The organism is Streptomyces sp. NPDC055400 (genome assembly GCF_053644375.1).
The window spans coordinates 433,911-459,492 of record NZ_JBSHLM010000003.1 but is presented as its reverse complement, the minus strand read 5'-3'; the positions used below and the strand labels follow the sequence as shown (position 1 = coordinate 459,492).

The 25,582-nt window shown below is 68.7% G+C and carries 24 protein-coding genes and 1 tRNA gene; 12 read left to right on the top strand and 13 right to left on the bottom strand.

Translation table 11 applies throughout. The features are described from left to right. Positions 1–47: 47 nt before the first annotated feature. From ACWIGU_RS10195 to ACWIGU_RS10170, 6 genes are read left to right on the top strand one after another with little or no spacing between them, the layout of a single operon-like run. Positions 48–830 carry a DUF881 domain-containing protein gene (locus ACWIGU_RS10195; protein ID WP_454399329.1) on the top strand — a complete coding sequence of 261 codons (783 nt, stop codon included), beginning with the start codon at positions 48–50 and terminating at the stop codon, positions 828–830. Between the two features lie 16 nt (positions 831–846). Beyond that, complete coding sequence (locus tag ACWIGU_RS10190) at positions 847–1,581, top strand: class E sortase (protein WP_454399327.1); 735 nt, start codon at positions 847–849, stop codon at positions 1,579–1,581. 31 nt (positions 1,582–1,612) lie between these two features. After that, positions 1,613–1,771, top strand: coding sequence for a hypothetical protein (locus ACWIGU_RS10185; protein ID WP_454399326.1), 159 nt, complete (start codon positions 1,613–1,615; stop codon positions 1,769–1,771). Further along, complete coding sequence (locus tag ACWIGU_RS10180) at positions 1,771–2,415, top strand: aminodeoxychorismate/anthranilate synthase component II (RefSeq protein ID WP_356277955.1); 645 nt, start codon at positions 1,771–1,773, stop codon at positions 2,413–2,415. Before ACWIGU_RS10185 ends, ACWIGU_RS10180 begins: the two co-directional genes overlap by 1 nt. Further along, positions 2,412–3,785 (top strand): class E sortase, encoded by a 1,374-nt coding sequence (locus tag ACWIGU_RS10175; RefSeq protein ID WP_454399323.1) that lies wholly within the window; start codon positions 2,412–2,414, stop codon positions 3,783–3,785. The genes ACWIGU_RS10180 and ACWIGU_RS10175 overlap by 4 nt, the downstream gene beginning before the upstream one ends. 54 nt (positions 3,786–3,839) lie before the next feature. Continuing rightward, a complete protein-coding gene (locus tag ACWIGU_RS10170) occupies positions 3,840–4,562 on the top strand; it encodes a class E sortase (RefSeq protein ID WP_454399321.1) in 723 nt (240 codons plus the stop codon). A gap of 113 nt (positions 4,563–4,675) precedes the next feature. Here ACWIGU_RS10170 and pknB read toward each other — a convergent pair whose 3' ends face one another. The 6 genes from pknB to ACWIGU_RS10140 form a co-directional block, all read right to left on the bottom strand. Further along, the gene (gene pknB, locus ACWIGU_RS10165) at positions 4,676–6,670 is read right to left on the bottom strand and encodes a Stk1 family PASTA domain-containing Ser/Thr kinase (protein ID WP_454399319.1); all 1,995 of its coding nucleotides are present in this window, start codon (positions 6,668–6,670) and stop codon (positions 4,676–4,678) included. A 170-nt stretch (positions 6,671–6,840) separates the two neighbouring features. Then, the gene (locus tag ACWIGU_RS10160; RefSeq protein WP_454399317.1) at positions 6,841–8,304 is read right to left on the bottom strand and encodes a peptidoglycan D,D-transpeptidase FtsI family protein; all 1,464 of its coding nucleotides are present in this window, start codon (positions 8,302–8,304) and stop codon (positions 6,841–6,843) included. Next, positions 8,301–9,740, bottom strand: a complete 1,440-nt coding sequence (locus ACWIGU_RS10155) for an FtsW/RodA/SpoVE family cell cycle protein (RefSeq protein ID WP_454399315.1) — start codon at positions 9,738–9,740, stop codon at positions 8,301–8,303. The genes ACWIGU_RS10160 and ACWIGU_RS10155 overlap by 4 nt, the downstream gene beginning before the upstream one ends. Before the next feature lie 26 nt (positions 9,741–9,766). Further along, entirely contained in the window at positions 9,767–11,326 is a 1,560-nt protein-coding gene (locus ACWIGU_RS10150; RefSeq protein WP_454399313.1) for a Stp1/IreP family PP2C-type Ser/Thr phosphatase, read from the bottom strand. Positions 11,327–11,443: 117 nt separating this feature from the next. Beyond that, complete coding sequence (locus ACWIGU_RS10145) at positions 11,444–11,974, bottom strand: FHA domain-containing protein FhaB/FipA (RefSeq protein ID WP_356277935.1); 531 nt, start codon at positions 11,972–11,974, stop codon at positions 11,444–11,446. 10 nt (positions 11,975–11,984) lie between these two features. Next, on the bottom strand, positions 11,985–12,881 hold the full coding sequence (locus ACWIGU_RS10140) for an FhaA domain-containing protein (RefSeq protein ID WP_454399311.1): 897 nt from the start codon (positions 12,879–12,881) through the stop codon (positions 11,985–11,987). A gap of 546 nt (positions 12,882–13,427) precedes the next feature. Here ACWIGU_RS10140 and ACWIGU_RS10135 point away from each other — a divergent pair. Both ACWIGU_RS10135 and ACWIGU_RS10130 read left to right on the top strand, forming a co-directional pair. Then, a tRNA-Leu gene (locus tag ACWIGU_RS10135) sits at positions 13,428–13,511 on the top strand. Positions 13,512–14,613: 1,102 nt separating this feature from the next. Continuing rightward, positions 14,614–15,078 (top strand): hypothetical protein, encoded by a 465-nt coding sequence (locus tag ACWIGU_RS10130; protein ID WP_454399668.1) that lies wholly within the window; start codon positions 14,614–14,616, stop codon positions 15,076–15,078. A gap of 613 nt (positions 15,079–15,691) precedes the next feature. On the opposite strand, the gene ACWIGU_RS10125 is transcribed toward ACWIGU_RS10130, so the two are convergent. Continuing rightward, complete coding sequence (locus ACWIGU_RS10125; RefSeq protein ID WP_454399309.1) at positions 15,692–16,351, bottom strand: FMN-dependent NADH-azoreductase; 660 nt, start codon at positions 16,349–16,351, stop codon at positions 15,692–15,694. A gap of 134 nt (positions 16,352–16,485) precedes the next feature. On the opposite strand from ACWIGU_RS10125, the gene ACWIGU_RS10120 reads away from it, so the two are divergent. The 4 genes from ACWIGU_RS10120 (at position 16,486) to ACWIGU_RS10105 (ending at position 20,231) form a co-directional block, all read left to right on the top strand. Further along, positions 16,486–16,863 carry a winged helix-turn-helix transcriptional regulator gene (locus tag ACWIGU_RS10120; RefSeq protein WP_356277920.1) on the top strand — a complete coding sequence of 126 codons (378 nt, stop codon included), beginning with the start codon at positions 16,486–16,488 and terminating at the stop codon, positions 16,861–16,863. Positions 16,864–17,030: 167 nt separating this feature from the next. Further along, complete coding sequence (locus tag ACWIGU_RS10115; protein WP_454399307.1) at positions 17,031–18,464, top strand: DUF2252 domain-containing protein; 1,434 nt, start codon at positions 17,031–17,033, stop codon at positions 18,462–18,464. A gap of 278 nt (positions 18,465–18,742) precedes the next feature. Beyond that, the gene (locus tag ACWIGU_RS10110; RefSeq protein WP_454399305.1) at positions 18,743–19,609 is read left to right on the top strand and encodes a hypothetical protein; all 867 of its coding nucleotides are present in this window, start codon (positions 18,743–18,745) and stop codon (positions 19,607–19,609) included. A gap of 292 nt (positions 19,610–19,901) precedes the next feature. Continuing rightward, on the top strand, positions 19,902–20,231 hold the full coding sequence (locus ACWIGU_RS10105; RefSeq protein ID WP_356278007.1) for a rhodanese-like domain-containing protein: 330 nt from the start codon (positions 19,902–19,904) through the stop codon (positions 20,229–20,231). Between the two features lie 8 nt (positions 20,232–20,239). On the opposite strand, the gene ACWIGU_RS10100 is transcribed toward ACWIGU_RS10105, so the two are convergent. The 6 genes from ACWIGU_RS10100 to paaA form a co-directional block, all read right to left on the bottom strand. Next, positions 20,240–21,373, bottom strand: a complete 1,134-nt coding sequence (locus ACWIGU_RS10100; RefSeq protein ID WP_454399303.1) for an acyl-CoA dehydrogenase family protein — start codon at positions 21,371–21,373, stop codon at positions 20,240–20,242. Between the two features lie 209 nt (positions 21,374–21,582). Further along, on the bottom strand, positions 21,583–22,641 hold the full coding sequence (locus ACWIGU_RS10095) for a 2Fe-2S iron-sulfur cluster-binding protein (protein ID WP_454399301.1): 1,059 nt from the start codon (positions 22,639–22,641) through the stop codon (positions 21,583–21,585). Next, a complete protein-coding gene (paaD, locus tag ACWIGU_RS10090) occupies positions 22,641–23,267 on the bottom strand; it encodes a 1,2-phenylacetyl-CoA epoxidase subunit PaaD (RefSeq protein ID WP_454399299.1) in 627 nt (208 codons plus the stop codon). The genes ACWIGU_RS10095 and paaD overlap by 1 nt, the downstream gene beginning before the upstream one ends. Next, positions 23,261–24,007, bottom strand: coding sequence for a 1,2-phenylacetyl-CoA epoxidase subunit PaaC (paaC, locus tag ACWIGU_RS10085; RefSeq protein WP_454399297.1), 747 nt, complete (start codon positions 24,005–24,007; stop codon positions 23,261–23,263). The genes paaD and paaC overlap by 7 nt, the downstream gene beginning before the upstream one ends. Continuing rightward, entirely contained in the window at positions 24,004–24,294 is a 291-nt protein-coding gene (gene paaB / locus ACWIGU_RS10080) for a 1,2-phenylacetyl-CoA epoxidase subunit PaaB (RefSeq protein WP_227296143.1), read from the bottom strand. Before paaB ends, paaC begins: the two co-directional genes overlap by 4 nt. Next, positions 24,291–25,343 (bottom strand): 1,2-phenylacetyl-CoA epoxidase subunit PaaA, encoded by a 1,053-nt coding sequence (paaA, locus tag ACWIGU_RS10075; RefSeq protein ID WP_454399295.1) that lies wholly within the window; start codon positions 25,341–25,343, stop codon positions 24,291–24,293. Before paaA ends, paaB begins: the two co-directional genes overlap by 4 nt. Positions 25,344–25,582: the final 239 nt, after the last annotated feature.

The following is a 25,582-nucleotide window of genomic DNA, read 5'->3' as shown; positions in this document are numbered from 1 at the left end:
GTCCGTTAGCGTAGTGCTTCCGCGGCGCTGAAGGAGATAAGGGTACGTTGAGCAATTCTGCCGACTCCCGGGAAGAGCCCCCCGGCGGGGGCCGCCCCCGTGTGCGCCTCCGTCCCGTGCGGCTGCTGACCGTGGCCGTGTTCGCCCTGGCCGGGCTGATCTTCTTCACCAGCTTCAACACCGCCAAGGGCACCAACATCCGCACGGACACCTCGCTGCTGAAGCTCTCGGACCTCATCCAGGAGCGCAGCCACAAGAACGGCCAGCTCGAGGAGTCCAACAGCGCGATCCGCGACGACGTCGACGCCCTCACCGAACACGGCGGCGCCGGCACCAAGGCCGAGGACGCCAAGCTGTCCGCCCTGGAGAAGGCGTCCGGCACGAAGAAACTGCGCGGACAGGCCGTCTCGGTCACGCTCGCGGACGCCCCGCCGAACGCCACCGCCAAGCTCCCCGGCTACCCCGAACCCCAGCCGAACGACCTGGTCATCCACCAGCAGGACCTCCAGGCCGTCGTCAACGCCCTGTGGAACGGCGGCGCGCAGGGCATCAAGGTCATGGACCAGCGGCTCATCTCCACCAGCGCCGTGCGCTGTGTCGGCAACACCCTGATCCTCCAGGGCCGCGTCTACTCACCCCCGTACAAGATCACCGCGGTCGGAGACCCGGAGAAGCTGAAGCAGGCGCTCGCCGTCTCGCCGCAGATCCAGAACTACATGCTCTACGTCAACGCCTACGGCCTCGGCTGGAAAGTCGAGGACGACGGGGCGGTGACTCTTCCCGGTTACTCGGGCACAGTGGATCTCCACTACGCGAAGCCCGTGGAGTAGCCGCCTGGGGGAGCCTGTGTCGGTCCGAGTGGTCGTCAGGACGTTCAGCGAACTGTGCATCACGGTCGGCGCCCTGATCGTGCTGTTCGTCGCCTACGTGCTGTTCTGGACCGGCGTGAAGGCCGACAGCGCCATGGACCACCAGATCGACACCCTTCAGGACCAGTGGTCCAAGGGATCGGTGGCGGTCGAACAGCCCCGCCCGGGCCCGTCCCCGAGCCAGAGCCCTGCCCAGGACCCGAGCCGGCCCCAGACGCCCTCGCCGTCCCCGTCCGCTTACCAGGACGGCAAGCCGTTCGCCGTCATGTACATCCCGCGGCTCGGTTTCACGTGGAACAAACCGGTGCTCCAGGGGACGGGCGTGGACATCCTCAAGAAGGGCCTCGGCCACTACGCGGGCACGGCGCAGCTCGGGCAGAAGGGGAACTTCTCCGTCGCCGGCCACCGCCGCACCTACGGCGACCCGTTCAAGGACTTCCCCAAACTGCGCCCCGGCGACGCCGTCGTCCTCACCGACGGTACGACCTGGTTCACGTACCGCATCGACACCAAGCCCTACAAGACGCTCCCCAGCGATGTCGCCGTCATCGACCCGGTGCCGCGCAAGTCCGGATACACGGAGCCGGGCCGCTATCTGACGCTGACGACGTGCGAGCCGGAGTGGGGTCACAGCCACCGGCTGATCGTCTGGGCGCACCTTGATGCCACCCAGCCCGCGGAGGCCGGGAAACCGGAGGCCCTGCGCCGTTAGTCTGTTGCCGTACGGCGACGGAAGGGACGGCATGTACGGCTGGATCTGGCGGCATCTGCCGGGAAACACGTGGATCAGGGCACTGCTCTCGCTTCTGCTCGTCCTCGTGGTGGTCTACGTACTGTTCCAGTACGTCTTCCCGTGGGCCGAGCCCCTGCTGCCCTTCAACGATGTGACGGTGAACAACTAGTGGGCGCGAGCAGCCGCATTCTCGTGGTCGACAACTACGACAGCTTCGTCTTCAACCTCGTCCAGTACCTGTACCAGCTGGGCGCCGAGTGCGAAGTGCTGCGCAACGACGAGGTCGGGACCCGGCACGCGCAGGACGGCTTCGACGGCGTACTGCTGTCCCCGGGCCCCGGCGCCCCCGAACAGGCGGGTGTCTGTGTCGAGATGGTGCGCCACTGCGCGGAGACCGGCGTGCCCGTCTTCGGCGTCTGCCTCGGCATGCAGTCCATGCAGGTCGCGTACGGCGGTGTCGTGGACCGGGCGCCCGAACTGCTGCACGGCAAGACGTCGCTGGTGCGGCACGAGGGCAGGGGCGTCTTCGCGGGGCTGCCGAACCCGTTCACGGCGACCCGCTACCACTCGCTCGCCGCCGAACCGGACACCGTCCCGGACGAGCTCGAGGTCACCGCGCGCACCGAAGACGGCATCATCATGGGCCTGCGCCACCGCGAACTGCCCGTCGAGGGCGTGCAGTTCCACCCCGAGTCCGTCCTCACGGAACACGGTCACCTGATGCTGGCCAACTGGCTGACCGTCTGCGGCGACAAGACCGCGGTGGCACGATCGGCCGGGCTCGCCCCGGTCGTGGGCAGGGCCTCGGCGTGACCGCCCTGCGCCCCGAGCGCGAGGGAGCCTCGTACGGGCAGGAACCGTACGAGGCTGCCGGTGCGTTCGAGGCGGCCGTTCAGCGGCTGGACGACCCGCTGAACGATCCACTGCCCGGGCAGCACCCCTCGCCCTGGTTCCGCGCCACGGACGAGCCTCAGGAGCCCCAGCCGTACGCGCAGTCGCAGCCGGAGGCTCGACAGCCGCTCCAGGCCCAGCCGTCGCCTCAGCCGGAGCAGGAGTGGTACGACCCTCAGGGCTACGTACAGGACTGGTACGGCGGCGAGCAGCAGGCTCCGCGGACACCGCATCCGCCGCAGGTACAGCAGGCGCGGCAGCCCGCGTACGTGCCGCCCGCCCGTGAGTACGAGGCGAGACCGCCGCGGCCGGTCCCGGACGACGAGACCGTGGCCCTGCGCACCGCGGACACCCGGGGAGCCGAGCCCGATACGGACGCGTACACCGACGCATACACCGACGCAGACGCCTCCACGGGCGCGGAGACCGGCACCGAGTCAGGCTCCGGCGCCCCTGAGCGCGAGCGCGCCGCAGACCCCGTGGTGACCGGTGGCCGGGCCGCGCGCAGGAAGGCCGCCAAGCACGGCGGCAGGCACTCGGCGGCGCCCGCGCAGACTCCGGAGCCCGCTTCCCCGCCCCGCAGCCGTCTGGAGGCGCGCAGGGCCGCGAGGGCGAGCAAGCCGAGTACGGGCGAGGTCGCCAGCCGGGCGATCGGCGAAACGTTCATCACCATCGGCGTGCTGATGCTGCTCTTCGTCACGTACCAGCTGTGGTGGTCGAACATCCGGGCCCACCAGCAGGCGGGCAGCGCGGCGCACCACCTCCAGGACGACTGGGCGAACGGCAAACGCGAGCCGGACAAGTTCGCGCCCGGCCAGGGCTTCGCGATCATGCACATCCCGAAGCTGGACGTCGTCGTGCCGATCGCCGAGGGCATCAGCAAGACGAAGGTCCTGGACCACGGCATGGTGGGCCACTACGGCAAGGACAGCATCGAGACGGCGATGCCGAGCGCCAAGACCGGCAACTTCGCGGTCGCCGGGCACCGCAATACGCACGGCGAACCGTTCCGCTACATCAACCGGCTCCAGCCGGGCGACCCGATCGTCGTCGAGACGCAGGACACGTACTACGTGTACAAGATGACGAGCATCCTTCCGCAGACCCCGCCGAGCAACACGACGGTCATCAATCCGATCCCGCAGGGCTCCGGGTTCACGGCTCCGGGCCGGTACATCACGCTGACCACGTGCACGCCGGAATTCACCAGCACGTATCGAATGATCGTCTGGGGCAAGATGGTCGAGGAACGGCCGCGCAGCAAGGGGAAGCCGGACGCACTCGTGCAGTAGCGGGGCAAGCAGCAGGTAACAGGCGCAGGTTCAGGGACAAGGACGGGCACAAGAGTGGCAGCGACGACCGACTACGACGAGCGGGCCGGCGAGGCACCGCCCGCGCCACGACGCGGCCGCGTCGCCGGCGCCGTCAGTCTCTTCGGTGAGCTCCTCATCACGGCGGGCCTGGTCCTCGGCCTGTTCGTCGCCTACTCGTTGTGGTGGACGAACGTGGTCGCGGACCGCGCCGCGGACAAGCAGGGTGACAAGGTGCGCGGCCAGTGGGCCGACCCGGCCCCCGGCCCGCTCGACACCAAGAACGGCATCGGCTTCCTGCATGTGCCGTCGATGAAGAACGGTGAGGTGCTCGTCGAGAAGGGCACCTCGTCGGAGATCCTCAACGACGGTGTCGCCGGCTACTACACCGACCCGGTCAAGTCCGCGCTGCCGACGGACGCGCAGGGCAACTTCACGCTCGCCGCGCACCGGGACGGGCACGGCGCGAAGTTCCACAACATCGACAAGATCAAGAAGGGCGACCCGATCGTCTTCGAGTCGAAGGACAAGTGGTACGTCTACAAGGTGTACGACATCCTCCCCGAGACGTCGAAGTACAACGTGAAGGTCCTCGCCCCGGTCCCCAAGGAGTCGGGCGTGAAGAAGCCCGGCCGCTACATCACACTGACGACGTGCACGCCCGTCTACACGTCCACGTACCGCTACGTGGTGTGGGGCGCGCTGGAGCGGATCGACAAGGTCGACAGCGCCCGGACGCCCCCGGCGGAGCTGCGCTGACGACGCCACCGGCATACGTAGGAACCCCACCTACGCAAGCCCCGAACCACCGCACGAAAGAACCCCGGCGCCGCGTCTGCGGTGCCGGGGTTCTCTCATGACTGGCGGGCGCTCTACTGGCCGGTGACGCCTCCGAAGAGCCCGCCTCCGCCGTTGTCCCCGCCGCCGTTCTGGCCGGGCGGGGTGGTGAGCAGGGTGACCGTGTCGCCCTTGTTCACCGGCGAGTTGGGGCCGGGCTGGCTCGTCACGACCGTGGCGTTCGGGTCGTTGGAAGAGCCGGGCGCCAGAGCGGGGACGAGACCGAGGTCCGTCAGCTGCTTCTGCACGTCCTTCAGCTTCTTGCCGGCGATGTCACCGGGCACCGTGATCTGCTCGGCCGCCTTGGCGACCTTGAGCTGGACTGTGGATCCGGGCTCGATCTGAGTGTTGGCAGCGAAGCTCTGCGAGAACACCTTGCCGGCCTCGACCGTGGTGTTCTCCTCCTCGGTGCAGGTGCCCTTGAGCTTGTTGGCGGCCAGCTGTGCCTTCGCCTCGTCGCACGTCTTGTTGGAGACGTCCGGGACGGTGGAGAGCGTCTTCTTCTTGGCGACAGTCAGGGTGATGGTGCTCCCCTTCTCCACTTCCTTGCCGGAGACCGGGTCCTGGTCGAGGACCGTGCCCGGATCCGCGCTGGACTCCTTCTGCTTGGTCTCGACGACGAACTGGTAGTCGTCGCCCTCGAGCTTCGTCGTCGCTTCGTCGACGTTGTCGTCGATGACGTTCGGCACCGCGACCTTCGGCGCGCCGGTCGACACCGTCACCGTGATGGTGTCGCCCTTCTTGACATTGGTCCCCGCGGCCGGGCTCTGCGTGCAGATCTGGCCCTTGGGGAACTTGTCGCAGGGCTCCTTCTTCGAGGCGTCGAGTTCGAGGTGCGTGTTCTTGGCGGCGAGCCTGGCGTCGGGGACCGTCTTGCCGACGAACTTGGGCGCCGCGAACGTTGCGTCGTTCCCGCTCCCGCTGTTGAACCACTTGCCGATCAGGATCGCGCCGATGAGGACGAGGACGCCCGCGAGCACGAGCAGGATCGTCGACGTACGGCTCTTGCCCTGGTTCTGACGGCGCCGGTCGGGGCGCTCGTCGTAGCCGTAGCCGCCGTCGTCCGGGCTGACCGGCGGCAGCATCGACGTCTGGCCGCCGCCGTTCTGCGGGTGCAGCATCGCCGTCTGCTGGTCGTCCGGGTGGCCGCCGTAGCCGACCGCGCCCATCGCCGCGGTGGCCGCGACCGGCTGCCCGTCGAGGCACGCCTCGATGTCGGCGCGCATCTCGTCCGCGGACTGGTAGCGGTAGTCCGGGTCCTTGGTGAGGGCCTTGAGGACGATCGCGTCCATCTCGGGGGTGATCTCGGAGTCGAAGACGCTCGGCGGCTGCGGCTCCTCGCGCACGTGCTGGTACGCGACCGCGACCGGGGAGTCGCCCACGAAGGGCGGCCGCACCGTCAGCAGCTCGTAGAGGAGACAGCCTGTCGAATAAAGGTCGGACCGCGCGTCGACCTGCTCGCCCTTGGCCTGCTCCGGGGAGAGGTACTGGGCGGTGCCGATCACGGCCGACGTCTGCGTCATCGTCATGCCGGAGTCGCCCATGGCGCGGGCGATGCCGAAGTCCATCACCTTGACCTGGCCGGTCCGCGTCAGCATGACGTTGGCCGGCTTGATGTCACGGTGGACGATGCCCGCGCGGTGCGAGTACTCGAGCGCCTGGAGGATGCCGATCGTCATCTCCATGGCACGCTCGGGCAGCAGCTTGCGCCCGGAGTGCAGCAGCTCACGCAGCGTGGACCCGTCGACGTACTCCATCACGATGTACGGGATGGAGGTCCCGTCGATGTAGTCCTCACCGGTGTCGTACACGGCGACGATCGCGGGATGGTTGAGCGAGGCGGCCGACTGGGCCTCCCGGCGGAACCGGGCCTGGAACGACGGGTCGCGCGCAAGGTCCGCGCGTAGCGTCTTCACCGCCACGGTGCGACCGAGCCGGGTGTCATGGGCGAGATAGACCTCCGCCATGCCACCACGGCCGAGCACCTGGCCCAGCTCGTACCGGCCGCCGAGGCGACGCGGCTCTTCCATGGTTCCTACCAGCCCTCTCCGTCGGTCCCGACCGTCACCCGTGCGGGGTCGGGCGGTGTGCTGTCCGGGCATACCGTACCCGGCCTGTCGTGCCTGACCTGCCTGGAACTGTCACCCGATACAGGACCGGTATCGCAACGTGCACCGTTGTGAAGGAGTCGTGATCGGAGTCACTTTTTGGCGAGCACCGCTTCCATCACGCTCTTGGCGATCGGAGCCGCCAGACCGCCACCGGAGATGTCGTCACGGTTCGCGCTGCCGTCCTCGACGACCACGGCCACGGCGACCGGCGAGCTGCCGTCCTTGGCCTTCGCGTACGACAGGAACCACGCGTACGGCTTCTCGCTGTTGTTGAGGCCGTGCTGGGCGGTACCCGTCTTGCCGCCGACCGTATAGCCGGGGATCTGCGCATTCGTACCGGTGCCCTGGCTGACGACCGTCTCCATCATCGACTGAAGGATCTGGGCGTTCTTCTCCGACAGCGGCCGGCTCATCTCCTTCGGCGTGTGGTGCTCGATCGTGTCGAGGTTCGGCGCCTGGAGCTCGCTGACCATGTACGGCTCCATGAGCTTGCCGTCATTGGCGACCGCGGAGGCCACCATGGCCATCTGCAGCGGCGTCGCCGCGGTGTTGTACTGACCGATCGACGACAGCGCCGTCTGCGACTTGTTCATGTCGTCGGAGAACACGGACGCGTTCGAACGGACCGGGGTGAACTGCTCCTTGTTGAAGCCGAACTTCTCCGCCGTCTCCAGCATCTTGTCGTTGCCGAGGTCGGCGCCGACCTTGCCGAAGACGGTGTTGCAGGAGTAGCGCAGCGCCACGCGCAGCGTCGCGTCCTTGCAGGGGATGTTGCCCTCGTTCTTCAGCGGCGTCGTGGTGCCGGGCATGATCCACGGCAGCGGGGTGTCGGTCTTCTCGTCGGCGCCCGTGTAGAGGTTGTGCTCCAGTGCGGCCGCGGCGGTCACGATCTTGAAGGTCGAGCCGGGCGGGTACGTCTCGCGCAGCGCGCGGTTCGTGAGCGGCTTGTCCTTGTTCTTGTCGAGCTTGCCGAACGTGTCGCCGTCCTTCTGCAGGATGCCGGCGAACGACGACGGGTCGTACGAGGGCGTCGACGCCATCGCGAGGATCGCACCGGTCTTCGGGTCGATCGCGACGGCGGCACCCTTGCCACGGTTCTTCAGACCGTCGTACGCGGCCTTCTGCGCGTCGGCGTTGAGGGTGGTGACGACGTTGCCACCCTCCTTCTTCTTGCCGGTGATCATGTCGAGGGTGCGGCGGAAGAACAGCCGGTCGTCGTTGCCGGTGAGGATGCCGTCCTCGATGGACTCGATCTGGCTCGCGCCGACCAGCTGCGAGGCGTACCCGGTGACGGGCGACCACATGGGCCCGTCCTTCCAGGTCCGCTTGTACTTGAGGTCGGTGCCGTCCGTCGCCACGGAACCCGTGATCGACTTGCCGTCGACGATGATGTCGCCGCGCGGCTGTGCGTACCGCTCGATGGCGACGCGCGGGTTCTGCTTGTCGGACTGCAGCTTGTCGGCCTGGGCGTACTGGAGCCAGTTGTCGCGGATCAGCAGGGCGAGGACGAGGAGCCCGCAGAAGATCGCGATCCGGCGCAGGGGCTTGTTCACGGTCGGACCACCTGGGTCATCTCGGCGTCGGGACTGGGGGCGGGGGCCGGCGCCGGGCGGCGCGCGGTATCGCTGATACGGATCAGGATGCCGATCAGTGCCCAGTTCGCGATCACGGAGGAACCGCCGTACGCGAGGAACGGCATGGTCATACCGGTCAGCGGGATGAGACCCATGACACCGCCGGCGACGACGAACACCTGGATCGCGAACGCGCCGGACAGACCCGCCGCGAGCAGCTTGCCGAACGGGTCGCGGGCCGCGAGCGCCGTACGCAGACCGCGCTCCGCGATCAGCCCGTACATCAGCAGGATCGCCATGATGCCCGCGAGGCCGAGCTCCTCGCCGAACGTGGCGAGGACGAAGTCGGAGTTCGCGGCGAACTTGATCAGGTCGGAGTGGCCCTGGCCGAGGCCCGTGCCGAGCACGCCGCCGGAGCCGAACGCCCACAGCGCCTGCATCGCCTGCTCGGAGTGCCCGGCGATGCCCTGCCGGCTCAGCATGTACTCGTGCATCGGGTCGAGCCACGCCTGGACACGGCTCTGCACGTGCGGCTCGAACGAGGCGACACCGACCGCGCCGACGGCGGACATCAGCAGACCGAACACGATCCAGCTGGTGCGCTCCGTGGCGACGTACAGCATCACGACGAACATGCCGAAGAACAGCAGCGACGTACCGAGGTCCGTCTCGAAGACCAGGATGAGGATCGACATCACCCAGACGACGATGATCGGTCCGAGGTCACGGCCACGCGGCAGGTACAGGCCCATGAAGCGGCGGCTGGCCAGCGCGAGCGCGTCCCGCTTCACCATCAGATAGCCCGCGAAGAACACCGCGATGACGATCTTCGCGAACTCACCGGGCTGGATGGAGAACCCGCCGATGCTGATCCAGATCTTCGCGCCGAACACGTTCATACCGAGACCCGGCACGAGCGGCAGGAGCAGCAGGATCAGGGCGCCCACCATGGAGATGTAGGTGTAGCGCTGCAGGATGCGGTGGTCCTTGAGCAGCATGAGCACGCCCACGAACAGGGCGATGCCGATCGCGGAGTACATCAGCTGCTTCGGGGCGTCCGGGCTGAACGACCCGTACTGCGCCTTGGCGAGATTCTGGAGGCGTTCCGACTGGTCGAGGCGCCAGATGATGACCAGGCCCAGGCCGTTGAGCAGGGTCGCGATCGGCAGGAGCAGCGGATCGGCGTACGGCGCGAACCGGCGTACGACGATGTGCGCGACGCCCGCGAGCAGGCCGAGGCCCAGGCCGTAGCCCAGGAGCCCGGCGGGCAGCGAGCCGTCGATCGCCAGTCCCACGTTCGCGTACGCGAAAACGGGGATGACGACGGCGAACGCGAGGAGCGCGAGCTCGGTGTTGCGCCGGCTCGGCGCACCGATCGCGCCGATGGTCGACGTGTGTGTAGTGCTACTGCTCATGGCGTGCAAAGGCCCCCAACGGCTGCTTACTGCTTACCGCACAGCGGGACCAGCTTCTGCTCATCCTCCGAGAGGCTGGGGCCAGGTGTGGGCGTCGGTGCGGTCTTGGACTTGGCCGTTCCGGACGGCGTGGGTGTCGGACTCGGCGCTGTCTTCGCCGAGGTGCGCGACGTGGTGAAAGACGTCTTGGTGGCGCCCGTGGTGCCACCCGCCTCGCCCTCGCCGGTCTTCGCGTTCTGCTCGTTCTCCGCCTGACGGCGCTCGGCGTCCTTCCTGCAGGCCGAGGCCTGCAGCGACAGCTCGCCGATCTTGTCCTTGGCGTCACCGAAGCTGCCCTCGGTGATCGTCGCCTCGACCTGCTTGCGCTGGTAGGGCGGCAGGTACTTGAGTTCGATCTCGGGATGGTCCGTCTCGACCTTCGACAGACTCACCCACGCCAGGTCCTGGCTGATGCCGCGGTACAGCGCGACATGCGACTCGTTCGAACCGACGTAGTACTGCGTCTGCGTCCAGCGGTAGCCGCCGTACAGGCCCCCGCCCACGACGGCCAGCGCCAGGGCGATGAAGAAGGATCTCTTGAGCCACTTACGGCCGCGCCGCGGCTTGACGAAGTCGTCGTCCCCGTACGAGCCGAAGCTTCCCTCGGGAGCGTAACCGGCCGCGTCGCCGCTGCCGGGCGGTCCGAACTCGCCGCCGCCACCCTGCCCGGGCACTTGCCTGCCCGCCCCGCGGCCGAGCTCCGACGCACGGCCCGCGGGGGTCTGCATCGCCCCGCCGTCGTGCAGCTGGTGCTGCTGGTTCTCGGCGACCGCGCCCACGATGACCGGAGCGTCGGACAGCTGACCGGCGAGCGTGTCACCGCTGTCGATGTCCAGAACGTCCGCCACGATCACCGTGATGTTGTCCGGACCACCGCCGCGCAGCGCCAGCTGGATCAGGTCCTGCACGGTCTCCTGCGGGCCCTGGTAGCTGGCGAGGGTCTCCTCCATCGTCTGGTGGGAGACGACGCCGGACAGGCCGTCGGAGCAGATCAAGTACCGGTCGCCGGCCCGCACTTCGCGGATGGAGAGGTCGGGCTCGACATGGTCACCACTGCCGAGCGCCCGCATCAGGAGCGAACGCTGCGGGTGAGTGGTGGCCTCCTCCTCGGTGATCCGCCCCTCGTCTACGAGGCGCTGCACCCAGGTGTGGTCCTGCGTGATCTGCGTCAGTACACCGTCGCGCAGCAGATAGGCGCGCGAGTCGCCGACGTGCACGAGACCGAGGCGCTGACCCGTCCACAGCAGAGCGGTCAGGGTCGTCCCCATGCCTTCCAGCTGGGGGTCCTCCTCGACCATCATCCGCAGCTGGTCGTTGGCCCGCTGCACGGCCGTGCCGAGCGACGTGAGGATGTCGGAGCCGGGAACGTCGTCGTCGAGCGCGACGATCGTCGAGATCACCTCCGACGAGGCGACCTCACCGGCGGCCTGACCGCCCATGCCGTCGGCGATCGCGAGAAGACGCGGACCGGCGTAGCCCGAATCCTCGTTCCCCTCGCGGATCATGCCTTTGTGCGATCCGGCGGCGAAGCGCAGTGACAGACTCATGCGCACCTCGCCCGTCGGCTCCGGGTACATCCGCACGGTGCCCACCCTCCGGTCGGGAGCGCGCTCAGGTCTTGGGTGACCGCGTCGGCTCGCTCGCTCCGCTCGCTCATTGTCGTACTACTTCCGCAGCTCGATGACGGTCTTGCCGATGCGGATCGGCGCGCCCAGCGGAATCGGTTGCGGGGTGGTCAGCCGGGCCCGGTCGAGATAGGTGCCGTTGGTGGACCCGAGGTCCTCCACGATCCACTGTCCGTCCCGGTCCGGGTAGATCCTGGCATGCTTGCTCGACGCGTAGTCGTCGTCGAGGACGATCGTCGAATCGTGCGCACGGCCCAGCGTGATGGTCTGGCCCTGCAGCGCCACCGTGGTGCCCGTGAGGGTGCCCTCGGAGACGACGAGTTTCGTGGGGGCGCCGCGGCGCTGCCGCCCGCCGCCTCCACCGCTGTTCTGCTGCTGGGCGCGCGGCTGCGGCGGCGCGGCCTGGCGGGCCGCGGCCTGCTGCTGGCGCCCGCTGTCACGACGCGACCCGCGCTGGGTGACGCGCGTGCCGAACAGGTCGCTGCGGATGACCTGGACGGCCACGATCACGAACAGCCACAGAACGGCCAGGAAACCCAACCGCATGACCGTCAGGGTCAGCTCTGACATTGCCCCCGCTTCACCCTTCGGCTTGCCGGTAAATGATGGTGGTACTGCCCACGACGATCCGCGAGCCGTCGCGGAGCGTAGCGCGGGTGGTGTGCTGCCCGTCCACCACGATGCCGTTGGTGGACCCGAGATCCTGGATCGTCGAGGGCGTTCCGGTCCGAATCTCACAGTGCCGGCGAGAGACGCCGGGGTCGTCGATCCGCACATCGGCTTCGGTGCTGCGGCCGAGGACCAGCGTGGGGCGCGAGATCTGATGGCGTGTGCCATTGATCTCGATCCAGTGACGCACCTGTGCGCCGGGCAGCGGTCCTGCCTGGTTACGCGGCCGGGCTCCCGCCGGGGCCTGCGCAGGGCGGCCCGGAGGCGGCCCCGCGGGCATCGGCGGTGCGCCGGCAGGCGGCTGGCCGTACCCCGGGGCAGCGTTCGCCGCCGGTGGATAGCCGTAGCCTCCGCCCGCCGCCGGGGGCGCCGAAGCGGGACCCCGGCCGGGCTGCGGCGGCTGCTGGGAGGGCTGGGACTGCTGCTGGTTGGTGCTCGACGCGAGCGTGCGGCTGCGTACCCGGTACAGACCCGTGTCCAGGTCGTCCGCCTTCTCCAGGTGGACCTTGATCGGTCCCATGAAGGTGTAGCGCTGCTGCTTCGCGTAGTCGCGCACCATGCCGGACAGCTCGTCGCCGAGCTGCCCCGAGTAGGGGCTGAGGCGCTCGAAGTCCGGCGCGCTCAGCTCCACGATGAAGTCGTTGGGGACGACGGTCCGCTCGCGGTTCCAGATCGTCGCGTTGTTGTCGCACTCGCGCTGGAGGGCGCCGGCGATCTCGACGGGCTGGACCTCGGACTTGAACACCTTGGCGAAGGTGCCGTTGACCAGACCCTCGAGACGCTGCTCGAACTTCTTCAGGACTCCCATGGGGCACCTCCTCCTTCGTTTTCGTCCTGGTACTGCTTACTGATCGTATCCACGCGCCGGGAAATCGGCTGGTTCCCCCTGTCAGCCCGGTCGATGAGTGTCGACCCTCACAGCCGGATCGTAGAGGGGGTCCCTGGACAGTGTCCCGCACGCGGCGGCGGAGCCGGGAGGGGACGGGGAAGGTGAGACGGAGGGGGCGCTCGGGTCCGGGGCTTCGGGAGTGTGGATGTGTGCCTTTCGCTGCGTCGGCGGCGGGGCTTCGGGGCGAGGCCTTGGGGAGGGGTTCTGGGGTGGAGCTCCGCGTTGAAGTGGATCTCTCCGAGGGCTTCGGACTGCTGGTGGAGTGCTGTCGGACTACCGGTGGACTGCTGTCGGACTGTCGGCGGACTGCTGGCCGACTGCATCGGATGCGAGGTCAGCAGGGGTGGGCCTGCCCAGCAGGTGCCCGCGAAAACGGATGTGAATCCACCCTCGGCAGCGTGCTAATCTTCTGCATGTCGGAAGGCGCTCACCCCGAAAGGGCGAGGGCCGGAAGGCACACCCAATGCGCGGGTGGCGGAATAGGCAGACGCGCTGGATTCAGGTTCCAGTGCCCGAAAGGGCGTGGGGGTTCAACTCCCCCCTCGCGCACAACGAAGAACCGACGAAACGGGTCTTCACCAGTGACGAAAGTCCTGGTGGGGGCCCGTTTCTCGTTGATCGGGCCCCTGGCTGCGACTCGGTGGCCAGTGCTGGCTCGTAAGAGTGGCATTGAACACACAAGAGCCCTCGCCTGTGACCGGTCGGTCGGGGCGAGGGCTCTGCTGTTGTCCGGCGGGCTTCGGATGAGCGCTGGATGCCTACGTTGTCGGTGATGGATGGCCGGTCGGGGTCCAGACTCCGAGCGGTTTGGCCGTCCGGCCGTGGCGGGTGCGCCTGCGCGGACCCTGTCCGCTCAGCGCCAGAGTGTCGACCCAGTTCTTGATCTTCCGCTGGTTGGCGTGAGCCAGTTGGAAGACGAGCAGCACGGTCTGAACGGCGATGCCGCGGATCTGCTGGCCGGAGCCAGCCGCCGGCGGCCTCGATGGCTTCGGCGAGGGGACTTTTTGCGTAACCGTTGTACCCCCTCGACGCTGTTGCGCCCGACCTCAGCCGCAACGTCTCAGCTGAGCGCTGCACATGCCCAGCGCTCTGGTGCGAGAGCGTCCTGCTCATCGACGACACCTGGACCACCGGCAACCACGCCCTGTCAGCGGCTGCGGTCTTTTGAAGCCGGCGGTGCGGGGCGTGCGCCCGTCTTGGGCCTTGGACTCCACCTCAACATCAGGTACGGCAACACCGCAGCGCTGCCGAGCAGGCGCGGCTGCGCCGATTCGCCTGGGATGTGTGTGCTTCGGCCGTGGAGCCACGCCTGAGCCTGGCGTACAGGTTGCTGAGTGGCTTGAGTGAGGAGGGGCGTATCAGATGCCCCGGCGAGGCGATTGCGTCGTGAGTCTCATCGCGGATGGCGAGCGGATCTGCACGGTAGCCACTTGATGGGCTCACTCAGTAAGGACTGTTGCTGTCGGGTGAGGCTCTGCCCATGGAATGAAGGTCAGGCAGTTCGATGAGCCGGATCGAAGAAAGGAATCAGCTGGTCAGCACACTAGCTCTTGATCACTCAAGTCGGTGAACCATCCCATCGGCCAGAAACATGATCGCGGCGCCGGAGTTCTTTCGGCGGGAGAGATTCTCCGCCGAAAGGGGATTGCTCATGGTCGCGCCTTGTCGATCCAGGATTTTGGTGGCCCTTGCCGCCGCATGCGCCGTCGTGCTGACGAGTTCTTCGGTGGCGCAGGCAGGCGCTGTCGGATCGACTCCTGTCCGAACCTTCGAGTACAGCGTTGGCGGCATGACGATGAAAGTTCCGACCGGATGCGCGTTCACACACATCATCCGAGGCGGCGGGAAGAAGATCACCTACCAGAACGCCGGCGTCGATTGTGCTTTTGTCGCCGCGCTCGGCACGGGCTTCTGCAACTGGCGCATCGACTTCACGTACGCGAACACCAACAACAGGACATACAGGACCTCCCGGGGGCGAACACACCCCGAGTGCAAGATCGATCCGATGCGGAACAACTCTCCCCAGACGCTGCCTCGTTATGGAAAGGCGTGTGCGCATCTCTACGTCAACGGGGTGCGCCGAATGAGCCAGTGTCACCACATCACGAAGTGAGCCGTTCATGATTGATCGACAGCAGGGGCGGGACCAGGGGTGGGAGGCGCGGCGGCGGCCCGCTGGGATCGCCGCGTTCTTGGCGGGTCTCGTCGTGGCACTCGCCTTCTTCGCCTTCTTCCCTGGGCTTCCGCACGTCATTGATTGGGGGGCGATCGTTGTTGCCGTTCTCGTAGGAGCACTCACCCGATGGGTCTGCCTGACGTGGGTGGGAAAGAGGAGCAGAGACAGCAAGTGAGCTCAGGTATAGCGACGAGGGCCGGCAGAGAGACGCCTGCGGTTATTGAGCGCGGACCGCGGGCTGTGGGTAATGGACGCTCAAGGCCTTGACACCCTTGGCCTGCGCCGTGGGAAATCTGCGCCAACAGGCCGGGAAACGATCCGTGCGTCGGGGTCATGAGGCCTGAGCGTTGCGTTTCGTCGGTGGCCCGCAAGACAGAAGTCCCGCAGATCTCAGATCTGCGGGACTTCTGCGGTTTCCGGATGTGAGCGGTCCTGTGGTGAGGACAATCACACTGGTTGTTGAAGGGTCCCCGGCGTTCGTACGGGACGGGTCGTACGGGAGTCGTACGGGACAGGGGGACCCTTGGCGCCTTGGCGACGGTGTGGAGCGTCAGGCGGCGTCGGCCGAGAAGCGCGCGGCGAGCTCCTTGGCCCGGGTGTCAGCGTCTTCCAAGGCCTTGGCGCGGGACGCCTCGGCGAGCGGGATGAGTTCACTCATCGCCGGAGTCGAGTGCGCCAGGGTCAGCTCGGGAACGATGAAGGTCACGTCCAGGCCGAGCATCGTGCCGAGAAGGTCACGCAGGTAGTTCTGCACGTACTCGAAGGGCTCGCGCGGGGTGCCCGGCGCGTATGAGCCGCCACGGCTGGCGACGACCGTGACCGGCGTCCCCTTCGCGGACGGCGTCTCGCCGGCGGTGCGCCCCATGAGGATCACCTGGTCCAGCCATGCCTTCAGGGTCGACGGGATCGAGAAGTTGTACATAGGGGCGCCGATCAGCACCGCGTCCGCCTGCTCCAGCTCCCCGATGAGCTCTTGGCGCTCGGCGAAGGCCGCGGCCTGCTCCGGGCTGTGGGTGGCGGGATCGGCGAAACCGGCGGAGGCGCCGACCGTGTCCAGGTGCGGGACCGGGTTCACGGCCAGATCGCGGTAGATCACGGTGCCGTCGGGGTGCTGCTCCTCCCAGGACTTGCGGAAGGCGTCGGCGACAGTGCGGGAAGCGGAGGCCGAGCCGGGCCAGACGGACGAGTCGATGTGAAGAAGGGTGGGCATTGGGGGTCTCCAAAGGTGCGGGGTGGTCGGGAAGCAGGTGGGTGGCTAGGTAGGTGTAGTTCCGTTCGGAGCTACCGTATGAATAGTAACTTACTTTTATTTAGTCCCCTACGGGAGGGCAGTACTCTGAAGGCATGGCGGGCAACGGGGAACACGAGAGCGGCTCCGGACGCGAGGCGGGGATCCACAACCCCGACGCGTGCAAGCGGGTCGACGGCGGCATCACCCGCGTCTTCGGCCTGCTCGGCAAGCGCTGGACGGGACTCGTGGTCTCCGTCCTCCTCCAGCACCCCGTTCACTTCGCCGACCTGCGCCGCGCCATCCCCGGCATCAGCGAGCGCATGCTCTCGGACCGCCTCACCGAACTCGGCGCCGCCGGCCTCGTCGTACGCGAGGTCGACGAAGGACCCCCGCTCCGCGTCGCGTACCGCCTGACCGAAGCGGGCGCCGCCCTCGAACCGGCGCTGAAGGAACTCGGGCTGTGGGCCGAGGCGTATCTGCCTGAGGGATAGAGCGGCTGGGCGAGGGAGGGGTGGCTGCCGGTCGCGCTCGGGTTCCGCGCTCCGGTTCCGCGCTCGTTTTCCACAATCACGGGGTTATCCACAGGCTCTGACGGGCTTCGGCCGACGGCGGTACGGTCGTTGCCAGTTGATGTTCAGAGACGGGGGAGGCGGTCCGCGTGACCGAGCTCGACACTGCGGTGCCGGCACAGCGTGAGGAACCGGCGGCTCGACGGCTGCCTGACGTCAAGGGGTTCGCGGCGCCCCCCTCCTCCGGATCACCCAAACAGGAGGGCAAGGCCCTGCGCGACCGCGTACCGCGCTCCGCGCACGCGGCCCTCACCCTGCACCCCGCTCGCCCCGACGCCGTCAGGGCGGTCGAGGAGTCCAACCTCGGCCGGATCGAAGAGCTCACGCCCATACGCGTCGGCAGGATGGCGGCGACCCCGTTCGCGTTCCTGCGCGGATCTGCCGGCCTCATGGCCCACGACCTCGCACAGACGCCCGTCACCGGCATCGGCGCCCAGATCTGCGGAGACGCCCACGCGGCGAACTTCGGCCTCTACGCCGACGCCCGCGGCGGCCTCGTCATCGACCTCAACGACTTCGACGAAACGGTGCACGGCCCCTGGGAATGGGACGTGAAGCGACTCGCCACCTCGCTCGTCCTCGCGGGCCGCGTAGCCGGAGCCGACGAGGACACGTGCCGGGAAGCCGCGCACTACGCGGTGGGCGCGTACCGCCGCACCATGCGCCTGCTGGCCCGACTGCCCGCCCTCGACGCGTGGAACGCCATCGCCGACGAGGAACTCGTCTCCCACACCGACGCCCACGACCTCGTTGGCACGCTGGAACGCGTCTCCGAGAAGGCGCGCAACAACACCAGCGGAAGATTCGCCGCCAAGTCCACCGCACTCGCCGAGGACGGCACCCGCCGCTTCGTCGACGCACCACCCGTACTGCGCCGCATACCCGACGAGGAGGCGTCCGAGGTCGCTGCCTCCCTAGGCCACTACCTGCAGACACTCTCCGAAGACCGCCTGCCCCTGCTCGGCCGCTACGCGATCCAGGACGTCGCCTTCCGCGTCGTCGGCACCGGAAGCGTGGGCACGAGGTCGTACGTGGTGCTGCTCCTCGACCACCGGGGAGAGGCGCTCGTGCTCCAGGTGAAGGAAGCCCGCCCCTCCGCGCTGCTGCCGCACCTACCCGCAGTCGGATTCGATACGCCGGCGGCCGCCCATGAGGGGCGGCGCGTGGTCCTCGGACAGAAGCGGATGCAGGTCGTCAGCGACATCCTGCTCGGCTGGACGACCGTGGCCGGACGGCCCTTCCAGGTAAGGCAGTTCAGAAACCGCAAGGGAAGTGTCGACCCCGCGGCTCTCGCCGCCGATCAGATGGACGACTACGGCCGCATGACGGGCGCGCTCCTCGCCCGCGCACACGCACACAGCGCCGACCCCCGACTGATCGCCGGCTACTGCGGCAAGAACGAGGAACTGGACGAGGCCATCGCGCAGTTCGCGATCACCTACGCGGACCGCACAGAACAGGACCACTCAGCCCTGGTCAGGGCTGTGCGGGAGGGGAGGGTGGGGGCTGAGGTGGGGGTTTGAGGCGGGGCGGTGAAGGGGGCTGGCCTTCGGGGGCGGGGTGGCGGCTGGGGTTGGCCGTGTGGGCCCGTTGGGGTGGGGTGAGTCGGCTTGGGTCTGATTCAGGGGGTGAGGGGGGTCGGCTTGGGCTGGGTCCGGTTTTGGGGTGGGCTGAATTGAGCTGATCTGGGGTGGGGTGGGAGGGGGTGGGGGGGAGGGGGTGGGGGGGAGGGGGAGCCCCCCAGAACCTTTGAAATCAGGCGTCGAGAGCTGCAGCCCGGACCGTGCCCTAGGCTGGACGGGTGACGACCCCGGAAGCCGAGTCGACCCCGTCCGAGGCCCCTGCCGCTGAGCCGCAGGGGCAGCCTGTTGCTGAGGGGCGGCCCGAGGAGCGGCTTGAGCGGGCTGTGCTCGCCGCCGAGCAGGCTCTGATCGAGTACGAGATCGCGGTGGAGACGTTCCGGGTCGAGGTGGAGAACTTCTCTCGGCTGCACCACCAGAAACTCGGCCCCATGTATACGCGCCTGGACGAGCTCGAGGCGCAGATCGCCGAGGCGGTCGCCGCGCGAAGCGGGGATCCGGAGGACCGGCGTAAGGCGGACGAGGCCAGGGCGCGTGTGATGCCCATGCCCGCGGTCGAGGAACTGTTCGACCAGTGGATGGACGGGGAGGGCCTCTCGCCGGAGGCCTCCGCCATGCTCACCGATCAGCCCGTGCGGCCGCCGCAGCGTGTGCGGCCGAGCGACGAGGCGCGCAAGCTCTACCGGGAACTCGTCCGCAAGGCGCACCCGGATCTGGCGCAGGACGAGAAGGACCGGGCGCGGCGCGACGAGTTCATCGTGCGGGTCAACGCGGCATACGGCCGCGGTGACGAGGGCTTGCTGCGGGAGCTGTCCGACGAGTGGGCCGCGGGGCCTGTGCCCGAGGCGCGCAAGCCCAGCCCGAGCGAGGAGCTGTACGAGCGGCTCGAGTGGCTGGCGCAGCGCAAGGAGCTGCTGACGGCCGTTGCTCAGGAGCTGGAGGAGAGCGCGATCGGCGCGATGCTGCGGATGGCGCCGGACGACCCCGACCGGCTGCTCGAGGAGATCGCGGAGCAGCTGCTCGCGCAGGTCGCCGAGCGCGAGGCTGAGCTGGAGCGGCTGATGCGCGAGCAGGCTGCCGGTAGCTGAGCGGGTCGGCGAGCACGCTGCTGGCGGTTGAGCGGTTGAGCGAGCAGGCTGCTGGCGGTGAGCGGCTGAGCGAGCCACGCTGCTGCAGCTGGGCAGCTGGGCAGCTGGGCAGCTGGGCAGCTGGGCAGCTGGGCTGGCAGGCCAGCCGGTGGCTGGGAGGGTGCCCCAGCCGGAGCGTCGTCGCTCCCACTCCGCGTTTTTGACGGTCGTCCGAGCTGCTGACCGCGCCAGTGCCTGGGGCATGCCCTCGGCGGGGTCGGGTAGCGTCGGGGGTATGCATTTCGGATCTGGTGTGCCCACGGTTGAGGTCGGCGAGCTCGTGGACGGGGACTTTCTCCTCGACGTCCGCGAGGACGATGAGTGGCAGGCGGGTCACGCCGCGGGTGCGTTGCACATTCCGATCAGTGAGTTCGTGGCGCGTTTCGGCGAGCTGACCGAGGCGGCTCCCCAGGACGGTCGGGTCAACGTGATCTGCCGCTCCGGCAGCCGTTCCGCGCAGGTGACGATGTACCTCGTGCAGCAGGGCATCGACGCGGTGAACGTAGACGGTGGCATGCAGGTGTGGGCCGCCGCCGGGCGTCCTGTCGTGGACGACAAGGGGCAGTCGGGCTTCGTTCTCTGACCCCTGGGTCAGCCGAGGGGATGGGCCGCCAGCAGGTCGCCGAGTGTCTCCTCGTGCGCGGCTGCCGGGCCGAGGGACAGTTCGAGCTGTTTGGCCCAGGCGTGGTAGCGGTGCAGCGGGTAGTCGGTGTCGGCGCCGAATCCTCCGTGCAGATGCTGTGCGGTCTGGACGACGCGTCGTACGCCTTCCGAGGCCCAGATCTTGGCGACCGCGATGTCGCCTGCCGCGGGGAGTGCTCCGCCTGCCTGCGTGCTGATGCGCCAGGCGGCCTGCCAGAGGGCGGCCTCCATGGCGCGCAGGTCGATGTAACGGTCCGCGGCCTGGACCGCGACCGCTTGGAATGTGGCCACCGGGTAGCCGAACTGCTCACGCTTACTGGTGTAGTCGCCGGTCATCTGCAGGACGCGTTCGCCGAGGCCCAGTGCCAGGGCGCAGGTTCCGGTGGTGAGGAGCTGGTGCAGCCGGTCCCAGGCCTCGTCGGTCTCGATGATCTGGTGGGGTGCGAGGCGCACGGAGTCGAGGTGGAGTTCGCCGAGGCGTTCGCCGGTCGTGGAGATCTGTTCGGCGAGGGTGAGTCCTTCGTGCGGATGCGGCAGTACGGCGATGACGGTGCGTCCCTGTGGGGTGTGGGCGGGTACGGCGATGTGGTCGGCGTTGTGCGCCCACGTCACGCCGGTTTGGGCGCCGTCGAGGATCCAGGTGTCCGCGTCGCGGCGTGCGCTGACGGCGAGTTGGGCCGGGTCGTGGCCGGTGCGGCCCGCGGAGGCGACGGTGAGGACGAGTTCGCCGCGGGCGGCCCGTGGGAGGATCTGCTCCTTCAACTCGTCGCTGCCGTGGGTCTGTACGGCGACGGCGGCCGCGGTGTGCTCCAGGAGCGGGACCCGGGCGAGTGCCTTGGCGGATTCCCGTAGGACCAGGCAGAGCGCGATGGCGTCCAGGCCCGCGCCGCCGTGTTCGGGGGCGAGCAGGAGGCTGAGCAGGTCGGCGTCGGCGAGTTTCGACCACAGGGCACGGTCGAAGTCGTCTGCGACCGCGCCGGGGGTGAGGGCCGGGCTCGGCACGCTGTCGGGCGCTACCGGGCCGAACACGGCCTTGGCCGCCTCGACGGCCGCCTGCTGTTCTTCGGTGAAGGTGAAGTCCACTGCCCTGTCCCTCCGTGCACCGTTTCATCGTGGCGACCCGCCAGGATCTGACGGTGCGTCAAGGTAGAACAAGTTCTACGAGAAGGGAATACGCGGAGGGAACGCACGGAGGGAATACGCGGAGGGAACGCACGGAGGGAACGCGTGGAGGGAATGCGAGGGCAGCGGCGCGGCTCGATCGGTCAGAGATCAGAGGTCAGAGATCAGCGTCAGCGGTCGAAGTCCAGTTCCACCGTCTCCGTGGCTGGGTGGGACTGGCAGGCGAGTACGTAGCCGGCGTCGGTCTCCTCGGGTTCGAGTGCGAAGTTCCGGTCCATGCGCACCTCGCCCGAGACGAGGAACGCGCGGCAGGTCCCGCAGACGCCGCCCTTGCAGGCGTACGGAGCGTCGGGGCGGTTGCGCAGCACGGTCTCCAGGAGTGATTCGCCGTCGTCGACGGGCCAGGTGCCGGAGCGGCCGTCGAGCTGGGCGGTGACCGTGGAGTGCGCGAGGGTCGGCGCGGGGCGCGCGGGTGCCGCTCCGTCGTCGACGTGGAAGATCTCCTCGTGGATGCGGGCTCTTCGTACGCCGAGGGCGCGCAGTGTGCGCTCTGCTTCCTGTACGAGTCCGAAGGGGCCGCACAGGTACCAGCCGGCTATGTCGTCCACGGGGAGCAGCGCGGGCAGGAGGGTCGTCAGGCGCTCCTGGTCGAGGCGGCCGGAGCCGAGGCCGGCCTGCTGCTCCTCCCGGGAGAGGACCGTGACCAGCTGGAACCGGTCGGGGTAGCGGTCCTTCAGGTCGGCCACCTCGTCCAGGAACATCGTCGAGGCGGCGGTGCGATCGCTGCGGATGAGACAGAACCGGGCGTGTGGTTCGCGGGCGAGCAGGGTGGCCGCGATCGACAGGACCGGGGTGATGCCGCTGCCGCCGACCACGGCGGCGTAGAGCCCGGGGGTGGGTTCGAGGATGAAGCGGCCGGCGGGGATCATCACCTCGAGGGTGTCGCCGACGGCGATCTCCTTGAGGGCGTAGGTCGAGAACGCTCCGCCTTCGACGAGGCGGACGCCGACGCGGAGGGTCAGGGGGCCTTCGGGGCCCGGGGCGGGTGAGCAGATCGAATAGGTGCGTCGGATCTCGCTGTCGTCGGCGGGGCGCCGCACGGCGAGATGCTGGCCGGGCGCGTGGCGGTATTCCTCGCGCAGTGCTTCGGGCACGGCGAAGGTGAGGGCCACGGAGTCGTCGGTGAGCCGGTCGACCGCGGCTACGCGGAGCTGGTGGAAGCGGGCCATCACAACTCCTTGAAGTGGTCGAAGGGTTCGCGGCAGTCGACGCAGCGCCGCAGGGCCTTGCAGGCGGTGGAGGAGAAGCGGCTCAGCAGTTCGGTGTCTGTGGATCCGCAGTGCGGGCAGCGCAGGGGGGAGTCGCCGGCCTCGGGGGCGCCGAGGAGCGCGGCGGCGGCAGCGTCGCCGGCCGAGCGCGTGGGTGTGGTGGTGCGTGTGGGGCCGAGGGTGACGGTCACCGGTCCCTGGTCCTCCCGGACGGCGCGGGGTGGCGCTATGCCGAACTCCCGTAGCTTGCGGCGGCCCTCGTCCGTGATGTCGTCCGTGGTCCACGCCGGTGCGAGCACCCGCCGGACGGTCACATCCGGTATCCCGCGCTCGTGCAGGATGCGCTCGATGTCCGTGGACATGGCCTCGACGGCGGGGCAGCCGGTGTAGGTGGGGGTCAGCTCCACCTCGACGCGGCCCGGGGTGAGGCAGTGGACGGCGCGGAGCACGCCGAGCTCTTCCAGGGTGAGCACGGGCAGTTCGGGGTCGGGCACGGAGCCGGCGAGGCGGCGCAGCTCGGCTTCGAGCGGCGTCTCCGGTCGGTCGGCGGTGTCCTGGAGGGAGGCCTCGGGGGCTTTGGTCACCATGACGCCCCCGGGTGGCTGCGGTGGAGGTGCTGCATTTCGGCGAGCATCCGTCCGAACGGTTCCGTGTGCAGGCCCTGGCGTCCCGCTCCGGCGCTCCAGGCTCCGGCCCGCGGTCCCTCGGGGACGGTCAGGGTCGCCCGGTCCAGGACGGCAGTGACGGATGCGGTCCAACTGGCCTCCATCTCGGGCCAGTCGATGTCGATTCCGTCGACGGGCTGGAACATCTCTCCGGTGTGACGCCAGAGTGCGTCGCAGGCCTGCTGCATCCGGTCGTGGCTTTCGGCGGTGCCGTCCCCGAGGCGTACGGTCCACTGCTCGGCGTGGTCCTGGTGGTACGCGACCTCCTTGACCGCCTTGGCGGCGAGGCCGGCGAGCGGTGCGTCGGTCGCGGCGAGGCGGCCGTACAGGAGGCGCTGGTACGTGGAGAAGTACAGCTGGCGGGCGATGGTGTGGGCGAAATCGCCGTTGGGCTGTTCGACCAACTGGACGTTACGGAATGCGCGTTCCTCGCGCAGGTAGGCCAGCTCGTCCTCGTCGCCGACGAGAGAGAGCAGGACCCGGGCCTGGCCGAGGAGGTCGAGCGCGATGTTGGCCAGGGCGACTTCTTCTTCGAGGACCGGGGCGTGTCCGGCCCACTCCCCCAGGCGGTGCGACAGCACGAGCGCGTCGTCGCCCAGGGCGAGCGCCGCGGCAGCGGTGACGGTGTCGACGGACGAGTCGGCGTTCAGGGACGTGGTCACAGGTGCTTCACCCCTTCCGGGATCTCGTAGAACGTCGGGTGCCGGTACGGCTTGTCGGCGGAGGGCTCGAAGAAGGGGTCTTTCTCGTCGGGCGAGGAGGCGGTGATCGAGGTGGAGGGGACGACCCAGATCGAGACGCCTTCGCCGCGGCGGGTGTACAGATCGCGGGCGTTACGCAGGGCGAGCTCGGCGTCCGGCGCGTGCAGGCTTCCCGCGTGGGTGTGCGACAGCCCGCGCCGGGAGCGTACGAAGACCTCCCACAGCGGCCAGTCCTTCGCGTCGCTCATGCCGTCGCCTTCCCGTTCGCCCCGGAGACTTGTGCCCCGGAGTGCTTCGCCTCGGAGTGTTTCGCCGCGTGGGCCGCGGCCGCTTCCCTGACCCAGGCGCCCTCGTCGTGCGCCTGCCTGCGCTGGGTTATCCGCTGTTCGTTGCACGGTCCGTTGCCCTTCAGGACCTCCCAGAACTCCGTCCAGTCGATGGCTCCGAAGTCGTGGTGCCCGCGCTCCTCGTTCCACACGAGGTCCGGGTCGGGGAGGGTGAGCCCGAGGGACTCGGCCTGCGGGACGCAGATGTCGACGAACCGCTGGCGCAGCTCGTCGTTCGAATGGCGCTTGATCTTCCATTCCATCGACTGCGCGGAGTGCGACGACTCGTCGTCCGGAGGGCCGAACATCATCAGGGACGGCCACCACCAGCGGTCGACGGCGTCCTGCGCCATCGCGTGCTGGGCCTCGGTGCCGCGGCTCAGGGCGAGGAGGAGCTCGTAGCCCTGGCGCTGATGGAAGGACTCCTCCTTGCAGATCCGCACCATGGCGCGCGCGTACGGCCCGTACGAGCAGCGGCACAGGGGGACCTGATTCGTGATCGCGGCGCCGTCCACGAGCCAGCCGATGGCGCCGACGTCCGCCCAGGTCAGCGTCGGGTAGTTGAAGATCGACGAGTACTTCTGGCGGCCGCTGTGCAGCTTGTCGAGGAGCTCGTCACGGCCCGTGCCGAGCGTTTCGGCGGCGCTGTACAGGTACAGGCCGTGGCCGGCCTCGTCCTGGACCTTGGCCATCAGGATCGCCTTGCGCCGCAGCGAGGGGGCGCGCGTGATCCAGTTGGCCTCCGGCTGCATGCCGATGATCTCGGAGTGGGCGTGCTGCGCGATCTGGCGCACGAGCGTCGCGCGATAGGCGTCCGGCATCCAGTCGCGGGGCTCGATGCGCTCCTCCGCCGCGACGGCGGTGTCGAACGCTGTCTGATACGCGGCGGTGCCCGAGGCGGTGCCGGTGGCGTCGGACGTGGCGTTTGCCGCCTGCGTCCGCGCCGCTTGGTGCGCAGCTGCTGTCGCCATCCCGGTCTCCCTCGACCTTGAGCGAATCTCCCGACCGATCGTTCGGTTCGTTGGGTTCAATGGTGGGACGTGGCGCCGTAGGGTGTCAACCCTGCGAGGTCCGGCCTGTGGATAAGTCCCACTGCCAGTCCCATGGCTCTGTGCCTCGCGAGCGCGGCTGAGTACCGTGCCGGTGCGGCGGCGGGAGCGGGCCGCGGGGCGAGGAATCGGTTCGGCACCGGCGCGGACCGGAGACATCG

What these genes read in the sequence shown, in the direction of transcription:
- ACWIGU_RS10185 (WP_454399326.1), top strand. Translation starts at nt 1,613, where the DNA reads ATGTACGGCTGGATCTGGCGGCATCTGCCGGGAAACACGTGGATCAGG.
- pknB (WP_454399319.1), bottom strand. Translation starts at nt 6,670, where the DNA reads ATGGAAGAGCCGCGTCGCCTCGGCGGCCGGTACGAGCTGGGCCAGGTG.
- ACWIGU_RS10155 (WP_454399315.1), bottom strand. Translation starts at nt 9,740, where the DNA reads ATGAGCAGTAGCACTACACACACGTCGACCATCGGCGCGATCGGTGCG.
- ACWIGU_RS10150 (WP_454399313.1), bottom strand. Translation starts at nt 11,326, where the DNA reads ATGAGTCTGTCACTGCGCTTCGCCGCCGGATCGCACAAAGGCATGATC.
- ACWIGU_RS10145 (WP_356277935.1), bottom strand. Translation starts at nt 11,974, where the DNA reads ATGTCAGAGCTGACCCTGACGGTCATGCGGTTGGGTTTCCTGGCCGTT.
- ACWIGU_RS10140 (WP_454399311.1), bottom strand. Translation starts at nt 12,881, where the DNA reads ATGGGAGTCCTGAAGAAGTTCGAGCAGCGTCTCGAGGGTCTGGTCAAC.
- ACWIGU_RS10130 (WP_454399668.1), top strand. Translation starts at nt 14,614, where the DNA reads ATGGTCGCGCCTTGTCGATCCAGGATTTTGGTGGCCCTTGCCGCCGCA.
- ACWIGU_RS10125 (WP_454399309.1), bottom strand. Translation starts at nt 16,351, where the DNA reads ATGCCCACCCTTCTTCACATCGACTCGTCCGTCTGGCCCGGCTCGGCC.
- ACWIGU_RS10120 (WP_356277920.1), top strand. Translation starts at nt 16,486, where the DNA reads ATGGCGGGCAACGGGGAACACGAGAGCGGCTCCGGACGCGAGGCGGGG.
- ACWIGU_RS10095 (WP_454399301.1), bottom strand. Translation starts at nt 22,641, where the DNA reads ATGGCCCGCTTCCACCAGCTCCGCGTAGCCGCGGTCGACCGGCTCACC.
- paaD (WP_454399299.1), bottom strand. Translation starts at nt 23,267, where the DNA reads ATGGTGACCAAAGCCCCCGAGGCCTCCCTCCAGGACACCGCCGACCGA.
- paaB (WP_227296143.1), bottom strand. Translation starts at nt 24,294, where the DNA reads ATGAGCGACGCGAAGGACTGGCCGCTGTGGGAGGTCTTCGTACGCTCC.
- paaA (WP_454399295.1), bottom strand. Translation starts at nt 25,343, where the DNA reads ATGGCGACAGCAGCTGCGCACCAAGCGGCGCGGACGCAGGCGGCAAAC.